15 protein-coding genes and 1 pseudogene are annotated in these 16,247 nt (G+C 71.6%); 12 read left to right on the top strand and 4 right to left on the bottom strand.

All coding sequences use genetic code 11. From position 1 onward, the window contains the following. Window positions 1-9: 9 nt before the first annotated feature. From FJK98_RS05060 to FJK98_RS05080, 5 genes are all read left to right on the top strand, one after another. On the top strand, window positions 10-2,532 hold the full coding sequence (locus FJK98_RS05060; protein ID WP_145917994.1) for a bifunctional FO biosynthesis protein CofGH: 2,523 nt from the start codon (window positions 10-12) through the stop codon (window positions 2,530-2,532). A 126-nt stretch (window positions 2,533-2,658) separates the two neighbouring features. Beyond that, window positions 2,659-2,937 carry a hypothetical protein gene (locus FJK98_RS05065; protein ID WP_145917995.1) on the top strand — a complete coding sequence of 93 codons (279 nt, stop codon included), beginning with the start codon at window positions 2,659-2,661 and terminating at the stop codon, window positions 2,935-2,937. 176 nt (window positions 2,938-3,113) lie between these two features. Next, window positions 3,114-4,511, top strand: coding sequence for a DUF4331 domain-containing protein (locus FJK98_RS05070; protein WP_145917996.1), 1,398 nt, complete (start codon window positions 3,114-3,116; stop codon window positions 4,509-4,511). 73 nt (window positions 4,512-4,584) lie between these two features. After that, window positions 4,585-4,878: a phospholipase gene (locus tag FJK98_RS05075; RefSeq protein ID WP_145922575.1), complete on the top strand. Its 294-nt coding sequence runs from the start codon at window positions 4,585-4,587 to the stop codon at window positions 4,876-4,878. A gap of 475 nt (window positions 4,879-5,353) precedes the next feature. Next, entirely contained in the window at window positions 5,354-5,611 is a 258-nt protein-coding gene (locus tag FJK98_RS05080; RefSeq protein WP_007455784.1) for a WhiB family transcriptional regulator, read from the top strand. 134 nt (window positions 5,612-5,745) lie between these two features. Here the strand turns inward: FJK98_RS05080 and FJK98_RS05085 are convergent, their stop codons facing one another. Next, complete coding sequence (locus FJK98_RS05085) at window positions 5,746-6,195, bottom strand: metallopeptidase family protein (RefSeq protein ID WP_145917997.1); 450 nt, start codon at window positions 6,193-6,195, stop codon at window positions 5,746-5,748. A gap of 154 nt (window positions 6,196-6,349) precedes the next feature. On the opposite strand from FJK98_RS05085, the pseudogene FJK98_RS05090 reads away from it, so the two are divergent. Beyond that, a pseudogene (locus FJK98_RS05090) lies at window positions 6,350-6,724 on the top strand (DUF3499 domain-containing protein); the annotation flags it as partial. A 121-nt stretch (window positions 6,725-6,845) separates the two neighbouring features. On the opposite strand, the gene FJK98_RS05095 reads toward FJK98_RS05090, so the two are convergent. The 3 genes from FJK98_RS05095 to FJK98_RS05105 all read right to left on the bottom strand — a co-directional run bounded on the left by FJK98_RS05095 (window position 6,846) and on the right by FJK98_RS05105 (window position 10,428). Further along, window positions 6,846-8,267 carry an FAD-binding oxidoreductase gene (locus tag FJK98_RS05095; RefSeq protein WP_145917998.1) on the bottom strand — a complete coding sequence of 474 codons (1,422 nt, stop codon included), beginning with the start codon at window positions 8,265-8,267 and terminating at the stop codon, window positions 6,846-6,848. 28 nt (window positions 8,268-8,295) lie between these two features. Continuing rightward, window positions 8,296-9,645 carry an aspartate aminotransferase family protein gene (locus tag FJK98_RS05100; RefSeq protein WP_145917999.1) on the bottom strand — a complete coding sequence of 450 codons (1,350 nt, stop codon included), beginning with the start codon at window positions 9,643-9,645 and terminating at the stop codon, window positions 8,296-8,298. Window positions 9,646-9,915: 270 nt separating this feature from the next. Beyond that, the gene (locus FJK98_RS05105; protein ID WP_145918000.1) at window positions 9,916-10,428 is read right to left on the bottom strand and encodes an Lrp/AsnC family transcriptional regulator; all 513 of its coding nucleotides are present in this window, start codon (window positions 10,426-10,428) and stop codon (window positions 9,916-9,918) included. Window positions 10,429-10,639: 211 nt separating this feature from the next. On the opposite strand from FJK98_RS05105, the gene FJK98_RS05110 reads away from it, so the two are divergent. The 6 genes from FJK98_RS05110 to FJK98_RS05135 all read left to right on the top strand — a co-directional run bounded on the left by FJK98_RS05110 (window position 10,640) and on the right by FJK98_RS05135 (window position 16,242). Then, the gene (locus FJK98_RS05110) at window positions 10,640-11,824 is read left to right on the top strand and encodes a spermidine/putrescine ABC transporter substrate-binding protein (protein ID WP_145918001.1); all 1,185 of its coding nucleotides are present in this window, start codon (window positions 10,640-10,642) and stop codon (window positions 11,822-11,824) included. A gap of 5 nt (window positions 11,825-11,829) precedes the next feature. Then, window positions 11,830-12,981, top strand: a complete 1,152-nt coding sequence (locus tag FJK98_RS05115) for an ABC transporter ATP-binding protein (protein WP_145918002.1) — start codon at window positions 11,830-11,832, stop codon at window positions 12,979-12,981. Window positions 12,982-12,986: 5 nt separating this feature from the next. Then, on the top strand, window positions 12,987-13,889 hold the full coding sequence (locus FJK98_RS05120; protein WP_145922576.1) for an ABC transporter permease: 903 nt from the start codon (window positions 12,987-12,989) through the stop codon (window positions 13,887-13,889). 114 nt (window positions 13,890-14,003) lie between these two features. After that, the gene (locus tag FJK98_RS05125; RefSeq protein ID WP_145918003.1) at window positions 14,004-14,846 is read left to right on the top strand and encodes an ABC transporter permease; all 843 of its coding nucleotides are present in this window, start codon (window positions 14,004-14,006) and stop codon (window positions 14,844-14,846) included. After that, on the top strand, window positions 14,843-15,040 hold the full coding sequence (locus FJK98_RS05130; protein ID WP_145918004.1) for a hypothetical protein: 198 nt from the start codon (window positions 14,843-14,845) through the stop codon (window positions 15,038-15,040). The genes FJK98_RS05125 and FJK98_RS05130 overlap by 4 nt, the downstream gene beginning before the upstream one ends. Further along, the gene (locus tag FJK98_RS05135) at window positions 15,040-16,242 is read left to right on the top strand and encodes a saccharopine dehydrogenase family protein (RefSeq protein ID WP_145918005.1); all 1,203 of its coding nucleotides are present in this window, start codon (window positions 15,040-15,042) and stop codon (window positions 16,240-16,242) included. The genes FJK98_RS05130 and FJK98_RS05135 overlap by 1 nt, the downstream gene beginning before the upstream one ends. The last annotated feature ends 5 nt before the right edge of the window (window positions 16,243-16,247 follow it).

Here is a 16,247-nt window from a genome sequence, read left to right on the forward strand (position 1 = left end):
GCTGGGCGGATGGTTGACCGCACCGATTCCGGCCCGACCCCGGCGGCTGTGCGTCGGGCGCTGCGCCGGGCCGCCACCGGGCGGGCGCTCGACGTCGACGAGGCCACCGCGCTGCTGACCGCCCGGGGTCCCGAACTGGACGAGCTGCTCCGGATCGCCGGGGAGGTCCGGGACGCCGGGCTGCGCGACGCCGGCCGGCCGGGCGTGGTGACGTACTCGAAGAAGGTCTTCATTCCGTTGACCCGGCTGTGCCGGGACCGGTGCCACTACTGCACCTTCGCCACCGTGCCGCACCGGCTGCCGGCGGCCTTCCTGGAAACCGACGAGGTGCTGGCGATCGCCCGGCAGGGCGCGGCGCTGGGCTGCAAGGAGGCCCTGTTCACCCTCGGCGACCGGCCGGAGGAGCGCTGGCCGGCGGCCCGCGCCTGGCTCGACGAGCGGGGCTACGACTCCACGGTGGACTACCTACGGGCCTGCGCGGTGGCGGTGCTGGAGGAGACCGGCCTGCTGCCGCACCTCAACCCGGGGGTGCTCTCCTGGTCGGAGCTGCAACGGCTCAAGCCGGTCGCGCCGAGCATGGGGATGATGCTGGAGACCACCGCCACCCGGCTCTGGTCGGAGCCGGGCGGCCCGCACTTCGGCTCGCCGGACAAGGAGCCGGCGGTCCGGCTGCGGGTGCTCGACGACGCCGGCCGGGTCGGGGTGCCGTTCACCACCGGCATCCTGATCGGCATCGGCGAGACGGCGGCCGAGCGGGTCGACGCGCTGTTCGCGATCCGCCGCGCGCACCGGGAGTACGGCCACCTCCAGGAGGTGATCGTGCAGAACTTCCGCGCCAAGCCGGACACCGCGATGGGCGGCCTGCCCGACGCCGAGCTGCACGATTTGGCGGCCACCGTGGCGGTGGCCCGGCTGCTGCTCGGCCCGAAGGCCCGGCTCCAGGCCCCGCCCAACCTGATCGAGGACGAGTACGACCTGCTGCTGCGGGCCGGCATCGACGACTGGGGCGGCGTCTCCCCGCTCACCCCGGACCACGTCAACCCGGAGCGGCCGTGGCCGCAGCTCGACGAGCTGGCCCGGCAGACCGAGAAGTCGGGCTTCACCCTGCGCGAGCGGCTGACCATCTACCCGGAGTACGTCCTGGCGGGCGACCCGTGGCTCGATCCCCGGCTGTCGCCGCACGTCGCCGCCCTCGCCGACCCGGCGACCGGGCTGGCCGTCGAGGCGGCCCGGCCGGTGGGCCGCCCGTGGCAGGAGCCGGAGGAGGTCTTCGGCGGCGGCCGGGTGGATCTGCACGCCACCATCGACACCACCGGCCGTACCGACGACCGGCGGGGCGACTTCGACAGCGTCTACGGTGACTGGGCGGAGGTCGCCGGCAAGGTGAGCCCCGCCGCGTCGGCCGGGCCGGCGGTGGTCGGCGACGGCGATCTGCGGGCGGGGCTGCGGCTGGCGGCCGACGATCCGGCGGCGCTGCTGGAGCCCCGGCACGAGGCGTCGGCGCTGGCGCTGTTCGGTGCGGACGGCCCGGCCCTGGACGCGCTGTGCCGGCTCGCCGACGACGTGCGGCGGGACACCGTCGGCGACGACGTCACCTACGTGGTCAACCGCAACATCAACTTCAGCAACGTCTGCTACGTGGGCTGCCGGTTCTGCGCGTTCGCCCAGCGGGAACGGGACGCCGACGCGTTCCGGCTGTCGGTGGAGCAGGTGGCCGACCGGGCCGAGGAGGCGTGGGCGGCCGGCGCGGGCGAGGTCTGCCTCCAGGGCGGCATCGACCCGAAACTGCCGGTGACCGGGTACGCCGACATCGTCCGGGCGATCAAGGCCCGGGTGCCCGGCATGCACGTGCACGCCTTCTCCCCGATGGAGATCGTCACCGCCGCCGCCAAGGCGGGTGTGCCGGTGCGGGAGTGGCTGTCGATGCTGCGCGAGGCCGGCCTGGACACCATCCCGGGCACCGCCGCCGAGATCCTCGACGACGACGTGCGCTGGGTGCTCACCAAGGGCAAACTGCCGGCCGCCGCCTGGGTCGAGGTGGTCTCGACCGCGCACGAGCTGGGCATCCGCTCCAGCTCCACGATGATGTACGGCCACGTCGACCACCCCGGGCAGTGGCTGGCGCACTTCCGGGTGCTGGCCGGGGTGCAGGACCGTACCGGCGGCTTCACCGAGTTCGTGGCGCTGCCGTTCGTGCACACCAACGCGCCGATCTACCTGGCCGGCATCGCCCGCCCCGGCCCGACCTGGCGGGAGAACCGGGTGGTGCACGCGATGTCCCGGCTGCTGCTGCACGGGCGGATCGACAACATCCAGTGCTCCTGGGTGAAGCTCGGCGACGAGGGCACCGTGGCGATGCTGCGGGGCGGCTGCAACGACCTGGGCGGCACCCTGATGGAGGAGACGATCTCCCGGATGGCGGGGTCGGGCAACGGGTCGGCGCGTACCGAGGAGCAGTTGCGGGCGATCGCCGCCGCCGCCGGACGCCCGGCGCGCAAACGGACGACGGCGTACGGTCATCCGTCGCGATGACATCGAACCTTTCGCGCGTGCGGGCCGTACCAGTGTTCGCCGGCGGCGGTTGAGGCGAGGGCCGCCGCCGGCGACCTCGCGCTCCACACCGCGCGCGCTCACGCGCCGCCGGAGGAAAGGTTCCCCATGACGAGCGAAGTGCGGAAGCGTTCCTGGCCGCGACTGACCCGCCGGCAGACACTGACCGCTGCGGCGAGTGCCACGCTGGGTGCGGCGGCCCTGACGGTCACCGGTGTGTCGGTGGCGCAGAACTCCCCGGCGGCGGCCGGCGCGGAGGGCCCGATCGTGGTCCACCTGCGGGACGCCAGGTCCGGGACGATGGACGTCTTCGTCGGTTCGTCCCGGATCGAGGTACGCGACCGGGGGCTGGCCGACCGGTTGCGTCGCGCCGCCGGGCGCGGCTGACCTGTCCGCCGTCCCGGCGGGCCGCCCCGTCCGCCGTCAGCGGGCGGCCTGACCCGTCCGTTTCCGCCGCGCGGCGCCGACCTGCCGCGTTCCTTCCCCTTCACCGCCAGGCGCAGGCTCCCGCGCCCGGTTCGTCATGCCCTGATTCCTCATGATCCCGCAAAGGTTGGTCCGCCATGTCGTCCCACCGCGAAGCGCCGGAAATAAGCAAGGACCCGGTCGCCGACAGTTCCGACCTCTACGCCTTCGTCAGCCCCGACCGGTCCGACTCGGTGACGTTGATCGCCAACTACGTGCCGTTGCAGCTCCCCTCGGGCGGCCCGAACTTCTTCGAGTTCGGCGACGACGTGCGGTACGAGATCCATATCGACAACGACGGTGACGGCCATCCCGACGTGACCTACCGGTTCGAATTCCGTACCGAGATCACGAACCAGAACAGTTTTCTCTACAACACCGGCCCGATCGACTCGCTGGACAGCAAGAACTGGAACCGGCGGCAGTTCTACCGGTTGACCCGGGTGACCGACGGCAAGGAGCACGTGCTCGCGCACAAGCTGCCCTGCCCGCCGTGCAACGTCGGGCCGCTGTCCATCCCCAAGTACAACGACCTGGTCCGGCAGGCGACGTTCAAGCTGTCGACCGGGGAGAAGGTGTTCGCCGGGCAGCGCGCGGACGGCTTCTTCGTCGACCTGGGCGCGATCTTCGACCTGGGCACGCTGCGCCCGTTCCAGCAGTTGCACGTGGCCGGCAAGAAGCTGTTCAAGGCCGAGGGCGAGCCGGTCAACGCGGTGGACCGGATGAACGTGCACAGCATCGCGGTGCAGGTGCCGCTGAGCAAGGTGCGCCGCCGGGCCAACCGGTACGGCGTGGGTGACCGGGCCTCGACGATCGGGGTGTGGACGACCGCCTCCCGGCAGCAGGTGAAGGTGCTCGGCGACAAGGTCGCGGCGGACGCGGCGGTCGGCCCGTGGACCCAGGTGTCCCGGCTGGGCAACCCGCTGTTCAACGAGGTCATCGTGCCGATGTCCAAGAAGGACCTGTGGAACACGCTGCCCCCGACCGAGGACAAGCGGTTCGCCCGGTTCGTCGAGCAGCCGGAACTGGCGGCGCTGCTGCCGGTGCTCTATCCGGGGGTGTTCCCCAACCTGGACGCGCTGAACAAGTCCAAGAAGCCCCGGGCCGACCTGCTCGCCATCCTGTTGACCGGTATCCCGTCCGGGCTGATCGACGGCTTCACCAACCTCACCGGTGACGTGCAGGCCGACATGCTGCGGTTGAACACGGCGATCAAGCCGAGCAGCAAGCCCAACCAGTTCGGTCTGCTCGGTGGGGACCTGGCCGGTTTCCCCAACGGCCGGCGGGTGGTCGACGACGTGGTGAGCATCGCGTTGCGGGCGGTGGCCGGGGTGACCGTGCCGCTGGTGGACAAGAAGTTCAAGCCGGACGCGGCGGCCGGCGCGGTGACCCCCGGGTTGAGCGCCGCCGACGTGACCGCGCCGTTCCTGCGGGACTTCCCCTTCCTCGGTACGCCGTACGACGGGTTCAACAACCCGCCCGCGGCGAACTCCTGACCGGACGGAGCGCGGCGTGAACGGACACCACCATCATCACCACCAGTACGGGCCGACGGAGAGTGGCACCGTGATGCTCGACGTCGGCGGGGAGATGGGTGCCCTGATCATCTACACCGGACGTGACCTGCACGGCCGGGAGATCGAGATCAGCCGGGTCGACCAGGACGGCACGGTGCGGACGCACTCGGCCGTCCGGGAGCGGATCGTCCGGGACGGGGTGTTCCACAGTGCCGTCTACCCCGATCTGACGGCGGGTCTCTATACCGTCTGGTGGGACGAGGAGACGCCCGCCGGAACGATCTCCGTCAACGGTGGGGCGATCGCCGAATTCGTCTGGCCGAGCAGCCCACCCCGGTCGACCTGAGCGCCGCGCCAGGCGTACCGACCCGAGCGCCCCGTCCACATTGTGGACGGGGCGCTGTCGGCATTTCCGGCTGGACGGGCGGTCCGGGGCCAACCGCGTTAACCTGTCCCCCACCATGCTCATGATCTTGGCGAGAGGGTCGGACGGGGCGTCCGGCGGCGTTCCCGGGTGTCGTCCGGGGTGGCGACGCCACGGCAGAAATCTGGGGCAACTCGCCGGAGAGGGCGTTACTCGCCCGGGGTCTGAATCGATAGGGCAGGTTGCGAGGGCCGGGTGGTCCGGTGACCGTCCGGCGGCGTGTCGGGAGGGCGACTCCATTATCAAGTTCGGCTTGACGGCGCACGCATTACACGCGTGTAATTTCGATGGGGTTGTTCGCGCGGAACGCAACAAATAGGGACCGGACGGACAAGCACGCCTTTCGCGTGGGGGGTTGCAGCGGCGGTGACGTCGGTGCGCGACAAGGAGGCATCTGATGGACGGCCAGCTTGAGGTGGCCGACCTGCTCGGAAACGCGCCGGAGTGGCAGGAGCGGGCACTGTGCTCGCAGACCGACCCGGAAGCGTTCTTTCCCGAGAAGGGCGGCTCGACCCGCGAGGCGAAGCGGATCTGTTCGCGGTGCGAGGTCAAGACGGAATGCCTCGAATACGCTCTCGGGCACGACGAGCGGTTCGGGATCTGGGGTGGGCTCTCCGAGCGGGAGCGGCGCAAGCTCAAGCGGCGGGCCGCCTGAGTCGACGGGTCGGGCCGGGGCGGTGGGGGCCGCCCGGCTCACGCCCGACGGGGGTCGCGGGGGTGACCGACGTCGGGCCGGTGGCCGGCCAAGGGGGGCCGGCCACATCCACGGGGGAGCGGCCGGTCCGCCGGTCAGGCCAGTTCGTCCGGGTCGACCCCGAGCAGGTTCGCCACCTGCTCGATGATCACGTCATGAACCAGGTCGGCCAGGTCCTCGCGGTCCATCGCGCGGAACTCCAGCGGCCGGCGGTAGAGCACGATCCGGGGCGGCACCTCCTGCCGGCCGGGCCGGCCGGGCAGCAGCCGGGCCAGCGGCACCTCGCCGTCCTCCAGCACGTCGGAGTCGTAGACGTTGAGATCCGGGGGGACGTCCTCGACGGCGAACTCGACGCCGGCCAGTTCCTTGGCGAACCGGCGTTCCAGCGTCTCCACCGTGTCCAGCACCAGGTCGTCGAAGATCTCGGCCTTGGTCCGGGCCAGCGGCACGGTCGCCGGCACCAGCCGCCCGCGCAGGCCACGTCCGTGGCGGTCGCGGTGGTTGCGCCGGCCGGAGCCGGGGCGGCGGTGTTCCGGGCTCGTCATGAGCCAAAGGGTAGCCCTCGGCCCGCCCCGGCCCGTGGCGGCGCGCGTCGACGGGCGCGGCGGGAGCACCAGGTGCGAATTGTGATCACGGTGACGGGCGTGTCGCAAAGCGAACCGGTGCGCCGGACCCGGTAATGGGGATACCCTGCCGCACGTGAGGTCACCACGGCGCTGCTCCCGTAACGGCTGCCCCCGGCAAGCGGTCGCCACATTGACCTATGTCTACAACGAGTCGACGGCGGTGGTGGGCCCGCTGGCGGCGTTCGCCGAGCCGCACACGTACGACCTGTGTGAGCAGCACGCGCGGAGCCTGACCGCCCCCCGGGGCTGGGACGTCGTCCGGCACGAGGGCGAGTTCGAACCGCCGCCGCCCACCACCGACGACCTGGTCGCCCTGGCCGAAGCCGTCCGCGAGGCGGCCCGCCCGGTCGCCCCCCGCCCGCCCCAGGACGACCACGACCCCCACCACCCCAACCCCCAGACCCCTCCCACCGGCCGCCGAGGCCACCTCCGCGTAATCCCCCCAACCACTAACCCCCCCCGCCTCCCTCCCTCCCTGCCCCGCCTCCCCGCCCGGATCTCCCCGGTGATCAAGAGGTTTGCGTCATGGTTGATCTTCAGACTGACGCAAACCTCTTGATCACCGGGCGTCAGCGGCGGGTGTGAGCGGGCGGCGGGGGCGGGGAGGGGGAGGGGTCAGTGGCCCAGGAGGGGGAGAGGGCGGTGGCGCGGCGGGCGGGGCGGCCGGTGCGGCGTTCGACCCCGTCGGCCGAGGACATCACCCGCAGACCGGCGTTGATCGCCAGCCAGCGCAGCGGTTCCGGCTCCCAGCGGGGGGAACGGTGGCCCACCCACGGCAACGCCGTCAGCTCCGACTCCACGCCCCGGACCAGGTCGGCGAGGGTACGGCCGGCCAGGTTGCTCGTCCCCACCCCGTCGCCGACGTAGCCGCCGGCCCAGGCCAACCCGGTCGACCGGTCCAGCCCGACCGAGGCGGACCAGTCCCGGGCCACCCCGAGCGGGCCGCCCCAGGCGTCGTCGACCGGCACGTCCGGCCCGAGCACCGGGAAGAGTTCCCCGAGCGTCCGGCGCAGCGCGGCGAAGACCCGGGGCTCCCGGTCGTAGCCGGGGGAGACCCGGGAGCCGAAATGGTACGGGGCACCCCGCCCGCCGAAGGCGAGCCGCCCGTCGGCCGTGCGCTGGCCGTACACGACGAGGTGCCGGTAGTCGGAGAAGGTCTCCCGGTCGGCCAGCCCGATCCGCTCCCACGTGCGCGCTGGCAGCGGCGCGGTCACCACCATCAGCGAGTACACCGGGGCGACGGTGCGCCGGTGGCCGGGCAGCGCCGGGGTGTACGCCTCGGTGGCCCGCACGACCACCTCCGCCCGTACCGTGCCGTGCGGGGTGACCACCGCGCCGGGCCGGATCGCGGTGACCGGGGAACGCTCGTGCAGCCGCACCCCGAGCCGGCACACGGCACGGGCCAGGCCCCGGACCAGCTTCGCCGGGTGCAGGGCCGCGCAGTGCGGGGTGTACGTGCCGCCGCGTACCCCCTCGGCGGCGCACCGGGCGGCGGCCCCGGCGGCGTCGAGCAGCACCAGGTCGTCGGGGTCGAGCCCGTGCTCCCGGGCCTCGGCGACGGCGGTACGGGCCCGGCCGAGCTGCACCTCGGTCCGGGCCAGCAGCACCGTCCCGCCGTGCCGCCAGTCGCAGTCGATCCCCTCGGCGGCGACCACCCGACCGACCTCGGCGACGGTGTCCCGCATGGCCCGCTGCATCGCCAGCGCTGGCTCCCGGCCGTGCCGCCGGGCCAGCGCCGGCAGCGCGGTGGGGAACAGCGCCGAGCACCAGCCGCCGTTGCGCCCGGACGCGCCGTAGCCGGCGATCTCCGCCTCCAATACGACGATCCGCAGCGTCGGATCGGCGCGGGCGAGGTAGTACGCCGTCCACAGCCCGGTGTAGCCGGCACCGACGACCACCACGTCGGCGTCGGTGTCGCCGGGCAACGCCGGACGCGGGGTCAACGGTTCGTCCACCGTGGACAGCCAGTGGGACAGTTCCTGGTAGCGCATGTGCGGCTCCGGGGGAAGCACCGGTGGTCTACAGGCGGGACCACGCCTCGGTGAGGACGGCGCGCAGGATCTGCTCCATCTCGTCGAACTGCTCCTGCCCGGCGGTCAGCGGCGGGGCGAGCTGGACCACCGGGTCACCCCGGTCGTCGGCCCGGCAGTAGAGCCCGGCCGCGAACAGCGCCGAGGACAGGAAGCCGCGCAGCAGCCGCTCCGACTCGGCCTCGTCGAAGGTCGCCTTCGTCGCCTTGTCCTTGACCAGTTCGATGCCGTAGAAGTAGCCGTCACCCCGGACGTCGCCGACGATCGGCAGGTCGGTGAGCTTCTCCAGGGTGGCCCGGAAGGCGCCCTCGTTGGCCCGGACGTGGCCGATCAGGTCCTCCCGGGCGAACACCTCCAGGTTGGCCAGGGCCACCGCGCAGGACACCGGGTGACCGCCGAAGGTCACCCCGTGGGCGAACATGCCGGTCTCGGTGAGGAACGGCTCCATCAGCCGGTCGCTGGCGATCATCGCGCCCAGCGGGGCGTAGCCGGAGGTGATGCCCTTGGCGGTGGTGACGATGTCGGGCTGGTAGCCGTACCGGGCGGCACCGAAGTACTCGCCGAGCCGGCCCCACGAGCAGATCACCTCGTCGGAGACGAGCAGCACGTCGTAGGCGTCGCAGATCTCGCGTACCCGCTGGAAGTAGCCGGGCGGCGGCGGGAAACAGCCGCCGGAGTTCTGCACCGGCTCCAGGAACACCGCCGCCACGGTGTCCGGCCCCTCCCGTTCGATGGCCCGGCGGATCTCGTCGGCGGCCCAGACGCCGAACGCCTCCGGCGAGTCGCCGTGCTCGGGGGCCCGGTAGAAATTGGTGTTCGGCACCTTGATCCCGCCGGGCACCAACGGCTCGAAGTCGCTCTTGATGCCGGGCAGGCCGGTGATCGACAGCGCGCCCATCGAGGTGCCGTGGTAGGCGAGGTACCGGCTGACCACCTTGTGCTTGTTCGGCCTGCCGACGCGCTTGAAGTAGGCGCGGGCCAGCTTCCACGCCGCCTCGACGGCCTCCGAGCCGCCGGTGGTGAAGAAGACCCGGTTGAGGTCGCCGGGCGTCAGCGAGGCGATCTTCTCGGCCAGCTCGACGGCCTTCGGGTGGGCGTACGACCAGAGCGGGAAGTACGCCAGCTCACCTGCCTGCTTCGCGGCGGCCTCGGCCAGCTCGGTACGCCCGTGCCCGGCGTTGACGACGAACAGCCCGGCGAGCCCGTCCAGGTAGCGGCGACCCTGCGCGTCCCAGACGTACGTGCCCTCGCCGCGCACGATGGTCGGCACCTCCCCGGCGGAGTAGCTGGCCATCCGGGTGAAGTGCATCCAGAGGTGGTCGGTGGCGTCGGCAGCCATTGTCAGCCCCATCGGGTCTCGGGCCGGTCAGGAGGGGGAACCGGCCGCTCTGCCCTCGGTTATCCCACAGTCCAACCGCGAAATGCAAGCCTTATTCGGGTCAGGGGCGACGGATTCGGCGGGTGTGTGGGGGTGGCGCAACGGATTCCGCACTCGCTGGATCTCGTGGCTGGTCGGGTCGGGAGGCGTGATCGACTCACTTTCGGCCCCGTGGCGGGGTCCGGGTGCGGGGATGCCGCTACCTCGGCCCACGGGAGTGGACCAACGGGCTCAGGCCGTACCCCAGCTGTAGGTCTGCTTGCGGAGCTTGAGGTAGACGAACGCCTCGGTGGCGAGCACCCCGGGCACCGAGCGCAGCCGTTGCAGGATCTCCAGCAGGTGGGCGTCGTTGCGGCAGACCACCTCGGCGAGCAGGTCGAACGAGCCGGCGGTGATCACCACGTAGTCGATCTCATCGAACCCGGCCAGCCGGTCGGCGACGGCCTCCAGGTCGCCGTCGGTCCGCAGGCCGATCATGGCCTGCCGGGGGAAGCCGAGCTGGAGCGGGTCGGTCACCGCGACGATCTGCATCACCCCGGCGTCGAGCAGTCGCTGCACCCGCTGGCGGACCGCCGCCTCGGAGAGCCCGACCGCCTTGCCGATCGTCGCGTACGGCCGGCGGCCGTCCTCCTGCAACTGTTCGATGATCTGCTTCGCCACGTCGTCCAACAGCGCGTGGCTGGCACCCTCACGCACCGCGACGCGTCGCCCGCCGGTGCCGTGCTCCTGCTGCCGGATCGTCATCGATCGCTCCCCATGTCCGTTTCCCCGGGTCGAGCCTAGTGGCACCCGCGCAGTCTGGCGTAATTCGTCGTCACAGCCTATTCCAGCAACGGAATCCCTTGTGGGGCCGGTGACCTCATGCCAGGATCAGTCGTCTCAGGCACCCGACCCCTCCCGCCGGCGCCGCACCCCCGTCCCCGCCGCCGACGGACGACCCCCTAGGAGTCGTCACATGCGTACTCCCCTCCGGCCCCTCACCCGGCGTGGACTGCTCACCGGCACCCTCGGATCGGCCGCCCTGCTCGCCACGGGCGGCAGCCTCACCGGCTGCGGCACCAAGGCGGCCACCCAGACGGAAGCCGGCTGCAAGAGCGACGACCTGTCCGCCACGGAGAAGACCCTCGCCTTCTCCAACTGGCCGCAGTACATGGACGTGGACGACAAGGACGCCGCCAAGCGCCCCAGCCTGGACGCGTTCGTCGCCGCCAGCGGCATCCAGGTCACCTACACCGAGGACATCAACGACAACAACGAGTTCTTCGGCAAGGTGCAGAACCAGTTGGCCGGCTGTCAGAGCACCGGGCGGGACATCATCGTCCTCACCGACTGGATGGCCGCCCGGATGATCCGGCTCGGCTGGATTCAGAAACTCGACCCGGCCAAGCTGCCGAACGTGGCCGCCAACCTGCTGCCGTCGCTGCGCGGACGCTCCTTCGACCAGGAGAACCGGGTCGCCATCCCGTGGCAGTCCGGCCTCGCCGGGCTGGCCTACAACGGCAGCGTCACCGGGGAGATCCGCACCGTCGACGAGCTGCTCACCCGATCGGACCTCAAGGGCAAGGTGACCGCCCTGTCGGAGATGCGGGACACCATGGGCCTGCTGCTCCAGTCCAACGGGCACGACCCGTCGAACTTCACCGCCGCCCAGTTCGACGACGCCCTCGCCAAACTGCGCCGGGCCGTCGAGTCGAAGCACATCCGCCGGTTCACCGGCAACGACTACGCCCCCGACCTGGCCAAGGGCGACATCGCCGCGTGCGTCGGCTGGTCCGGCGACGTGATCCAGTTGGCGGGCGACAACCCCAGGGTCAAGTTCGTCGCGCCGGACTCGGGGGTGATGCTGTTCAGCGACAACATGCTGGTGCCGAACAGGGCCACCCACCGGGGCAACGCCGAAGAGCTGATCAACTACTACTACCAGCCGGCGGTGGCGGCGAAGCTCGCCGCGTACGTCAACTACATCTGCCCGGTCAAGGGCGCCCAGGCCGAGATGGAGAAGACCGACCCGGAGCTGGCCGCCAACCCGCTGATCTTCCCGGACGACGCCCTGCTGGCGAAGTCCAAGGTCTTCATGGCCCTGGACGAGAAACAGGAAAAGGAGTACGAGTCCAAGTTCCAGCAGGTCATCGGGGCGTGATCGGGATGGCGAACGAGGCGCCCGCCGGTGACCTGCGGCTGGCCGACCTGACCAAACGGTTCGGCATCTTCACCGCCGTCGACGACCTCAGCCTGACCGTCCCGCAGGGGTCCTTCTTCGCCCTGCTCGGGGCGTCCGGCTGCGGCAAGACGACCACCCTGCGGATGATCGCCGGGCTGGAGGAGCCGACCAGCGGGCAGGTGCTGCTGGGCGACCGGGACATCAGCCGGCTGCGGCCGTACAAGCGGCCGGTCAACACGGTCTTCCAGAGCTACGCGCTCTTCCCGCACCTGGACATCGCCGAGAACGTGGCCTTCGGGCTGCGGCGGCGGGGCATCCGCAAGGTCGACGACCAGGTCCGGCGGATGCTGTCCCTGGTCCAGCTCGACGGCTACGGCCGCCGTCGCCCGGCCCAGCTCTCCGGCGGCCAGCAGCAGCGGGTCGCGCTGGCCCGCGCCCTGATCAACCACCCGCAGGTGCTGCTGCTCGACGAGCCGCTCGGCGCGCTCGACCTGAAGCTGCGCCGGCAGATGCAGATCGAGCTGAAACGCATCCAGACCGAGGTCGGCATCACCTTCGTGCACGTCACCCACGACCAGGAGGAGGCCATGACGATGGCCGACACGGTCGCGGTGATGAACGCCGGGCGGATCGAGCAGCTCGGCGCACCGGCCGAACTCTACGAGTACCCGGCCACCGCCTTCGTGGCGAACTTCCTCGGCCAGTCCAACCTGCTCGCCGCCGAGGCCGCCGGCCCGGCCGGGTCCGAGGTGCCGGTCACCGCGCACGGCGCGCGCTTCTCGGTGCCCGTCGACCGCGCCCGCGCCGACCGGGGCCCCGTCTACCTGGGGGTACGCCCCGAGAAGCTGCACCTGGCTGAGGCCGCCGACCAGGTGCCCGCCGGCCACCAGCAGGTCGCGGGGGTGATCACCGACGCCTCGTACGTGGGGGTGAGCACCCAGTACCTGATCCGGACCGGGTGGGGCAGTGAGCTGTCCGCGTTCGCGGCGAACAGCGGCGTCGGCGGGCAGCACCCGGTCGGCGCGTCGGTGGTGGCGCACTGGGACCCCCGGCACGCCTTCCTGCTGCCCCGCGAGCCGGGCCAGGACGACCGCACCACCCCGCTGCTCGACGAACCGGTCAAGGTGCCGTCGTGACCGCACTGGCGCAGCTGGGCGGCGGGACACCGGCGACCGGGGCACCGCCACCGGCCCGGCCCGGTCGGCACCGGCTGCTGCCGTACCTGCTGCTGTTGCCGGGGGCGGCCTGGCTGCTGCTGTTCTTCGCCGTGCCGCTGGTGCAGCTCGCCGCCGCCAGCCTCTACGACCCGACCGGTTCGCTCTCCACCGGGTACGTGCTGACCTGGGCGTTCGGCAACTATCCGGAGGCGTTGCAGGCGTACGCGCCGCAGTTCGCCAGGTCGTTCGGCTACGCCGGGGCGGCGCTGGTGCTGGCCCTGCTGCTGGGCTACCCGCTGGCGTACGCGATCGCGCAGAAGGCCGGCCGGTGGAAGAACCTGCTGCTGGTGTGCGTGGTCGCCCCGATGTTCATCAGTTTCCTGGTGCGCACCCTGGCCTGGAAGACCATCCTGTCGGACAACGGCGCACTGGTCGGGCTGCTACGCGACGTACACCTGCTCGGCCCGGACGGGCGGCTGCTCGCCACCCCCGTCGCGGTGGTGCTCGGGTTGACGTACAACTTCCTGCCGTTCCTGGTGCTACCGCTGTACGCGAGCCTGGAACGGCTCGACTACCGGCTGCTGGAGGCGGCCAGCGACCTGTACGCCAGCCCGCTGCACGCCTTCCGGAAGGTCACCCTGCCGCTGTCGATGCCCGGCCTGATCGCCGGCACCCTGCTCTTCTTCATCCCGGCGACCGGCGACTACATCAACGCCGAACTGCTCGGCACCCCCAACGAGTACATGATCGGCAACGTCATCGACTCGGCGTTCCTGGTCCGGCTGGACTACCCGCAGGGTGCCGCCCTGTCGTTCCTGCTCATGGCGGCGATCCTCGCGGTGGTCTTCGTCTACCTGCGCAAGGCCGGCACGGAGGATGTCCTGTGAGCGCGAGGAGTGCAGCGCAGCGGAGCCCCGCAGTCGCGAACGAAGGTGGGTTCCTGTGAGCGCGAGGAGTGCAGCGCAGCGGAGCCCCGCAGTCGCGAACGAAGGCAGGCTGCCATGAGGGTGTCGCGGTGGTTGGCCGACCGGTGGGTGATGATCGTCGCCCTGCTGGTGCTCGGCTACCTGTTCCTGCCGATCGCCGTGGTCGCCGGCCTCTCCCTCAACCGGCCGTCCAGCCGGCTGTCGTACGACTTCAACGAGTTCACCCTGGACAACTGGCGGCAGCCCTGCGCCACCCCCGAGATGTGCGACGCGGTGGTCCGCAGCGTGCAGATCGGTTTCCTCGCCACCGTCGGGTCCACCGTGATCGGCACGCTGATGGCGTTCGCCCTGGTCCGGCACCGGTTCCGGGGACGCGGCGGGATCAACCTGCTGATCTTCCTACCGATGGCGACGCCGGAGCTGGTGCTGGGCACGTCGCTGCTCGCCCTGTTCGTCTCCGCCGGGGTGCCGCAGGGTTTCTGGACCGTCGTCATCGCGCACGTGATGTTCTGCGTGTCGTTCGTGGTGGTGACGGTCAAGGCCCGGCTCGCCGGGATGGACCGGCGGCTGGAGGAGGCCGCGATGGACCTCTACGCCAGCGAGTGGCAGACGTTCCGGCGGATCACCCTGCCCCTGGTGCTCCCCGGCATCGTCGCCGCCGCCCTGCTGGCCTTCTCGCTCAGCTTCGACGACTTCATCGTGACGAACTTCAACGCCGGCACCACCGTCACCTTCCCCATGTACGTCTGGGGTGCCGCCCAGCGGGGCATCCCACCGCAGGTCAACGTGATCGGCACGGCGATGTTCGGCATCGCCCTGCTGCTCGTCGGGCTGAGCACGCTGCGCGGTCGACGGGCCCGACGGGCCGCGCTCCCGGTCGCCGACACGACCGCCCGACGGGCGACAGGCCCGTCGTGATCCTCCCGCATACCGGCCGGGCGCTCGTCGAGGCGACGCCCGGCCGGTACGCGCACCACCGCCCCGACCCTCCCCGTCCGGCCGCCGACATCCACCTCACCCGCTGGTCGCCGGCCCGCGCCGACGCGCACGACGACCGGCGTCAGCACTGGCTCCGTACGTTCGATCGTCTTGGTTTGGGGTTCGATTCCTGATGCGTATCCTGCTCGTCGGTGCCGGCGGGGTCGGCTCCGCCGCCGTCGCCATCGCCGCCCGCCGTTCCTTCTTCGACACCGTCGTCGTCGCCGACTACGACCCGACCCGGGCCGAGCGGGCCGTCGCCGGACACGGGGACCGGTTCGTCGCCGCCCGGGTCGACGCCGCCTCGGCGGACGCGGTCGCCGCGCTCTGCCGGGAACACCGGATCACCCACGTGCTCAACGCCGTCGACCCGCGTTTCGTCATGCCGATCTTCGACGGGGCGTTCGCCGCCGGGGCGGACTACCTGGACATGGCGATGTCGCTGTCCCACCCGCACCCGGCCCGGCCGTACGCCGAGACCGGGGTGAAGCTCGGTGACGCGCAGTTCGCCGCCGCCACCACCTGGGCGCGCGCCGGCCGGTTGGCGCTGTGCGGGATCGGCATCGAACCGGGCCTGTCCGACGTGTTCGCCCGGTACGCCGCCGACGAGCTGTTCGCCGACATCGACGAGATCGGCATCCGTGACGGCGCGAACCTCACCGTCGACGGCTACGACTTCGCCCCGTCGTTCTCCATCTGGACCACCATCGAGGAGTGCCTCAACCCGCCGGTGATCTGGGAGCGGGACCGGGGCTGGTTCACCACCGAACCGTTCAGCGAACCGGAGGTCTTCGACTTCCCGGCCGGCATCGGCCCGGTCGAGTGCGTCAACGTCGAGCACGAGGAGGTGCTGCTGATCCCGCGCTGGGTCCGGGCCCGGCGGGTCACCTTCAAGTACGGCCTCGGCAACGAGTTCATCGAGGTGCTCCGGGCCCTGCACAAGGTCGGCCTCGACTCGACCACCCCGGTGTCGGTGCGCGGCGTGCAGGTCTCCCCCCGCGACGTGGTCGCCGCCAGCCTGCCCGACCCGGCCACCCTCGGCGACCGGATGCGCGGCAAGACCTGCGCCGGCACGTACGTCACCGGCACCGGCGTCGACGGCCGGCCCCGGAAGGTCTACCTCTACCACGTCGTCGACAACGAATGGTCCATGCGGGAGTACGGCCACCAGGCGGTGGTCTGGCAGACCGCCGTCAACCCGGTGGTGGCGCTGGAACTGCTCGCCACCGGTGGCTGGTCCGGGGTCGGGGTGCTCGGCCCGGAGGCGCTGCCGCCCCGCCCGTTCCTCGACCTGCTCACCACCTACGGCTCCCCCTGGGCCATGGAAGAACGCTGACCCCC

This window comes from Micromonospora sp. HM134 (assembly GCF_007833915.1).
GTDB classification, from domain to species: domain Bacteria; phylum Actinomycetota; class Actinomycetes; order Mycobacteriales; family Micromonosporaceae; genus Micromonospora; species Micromonospora wenchangensis.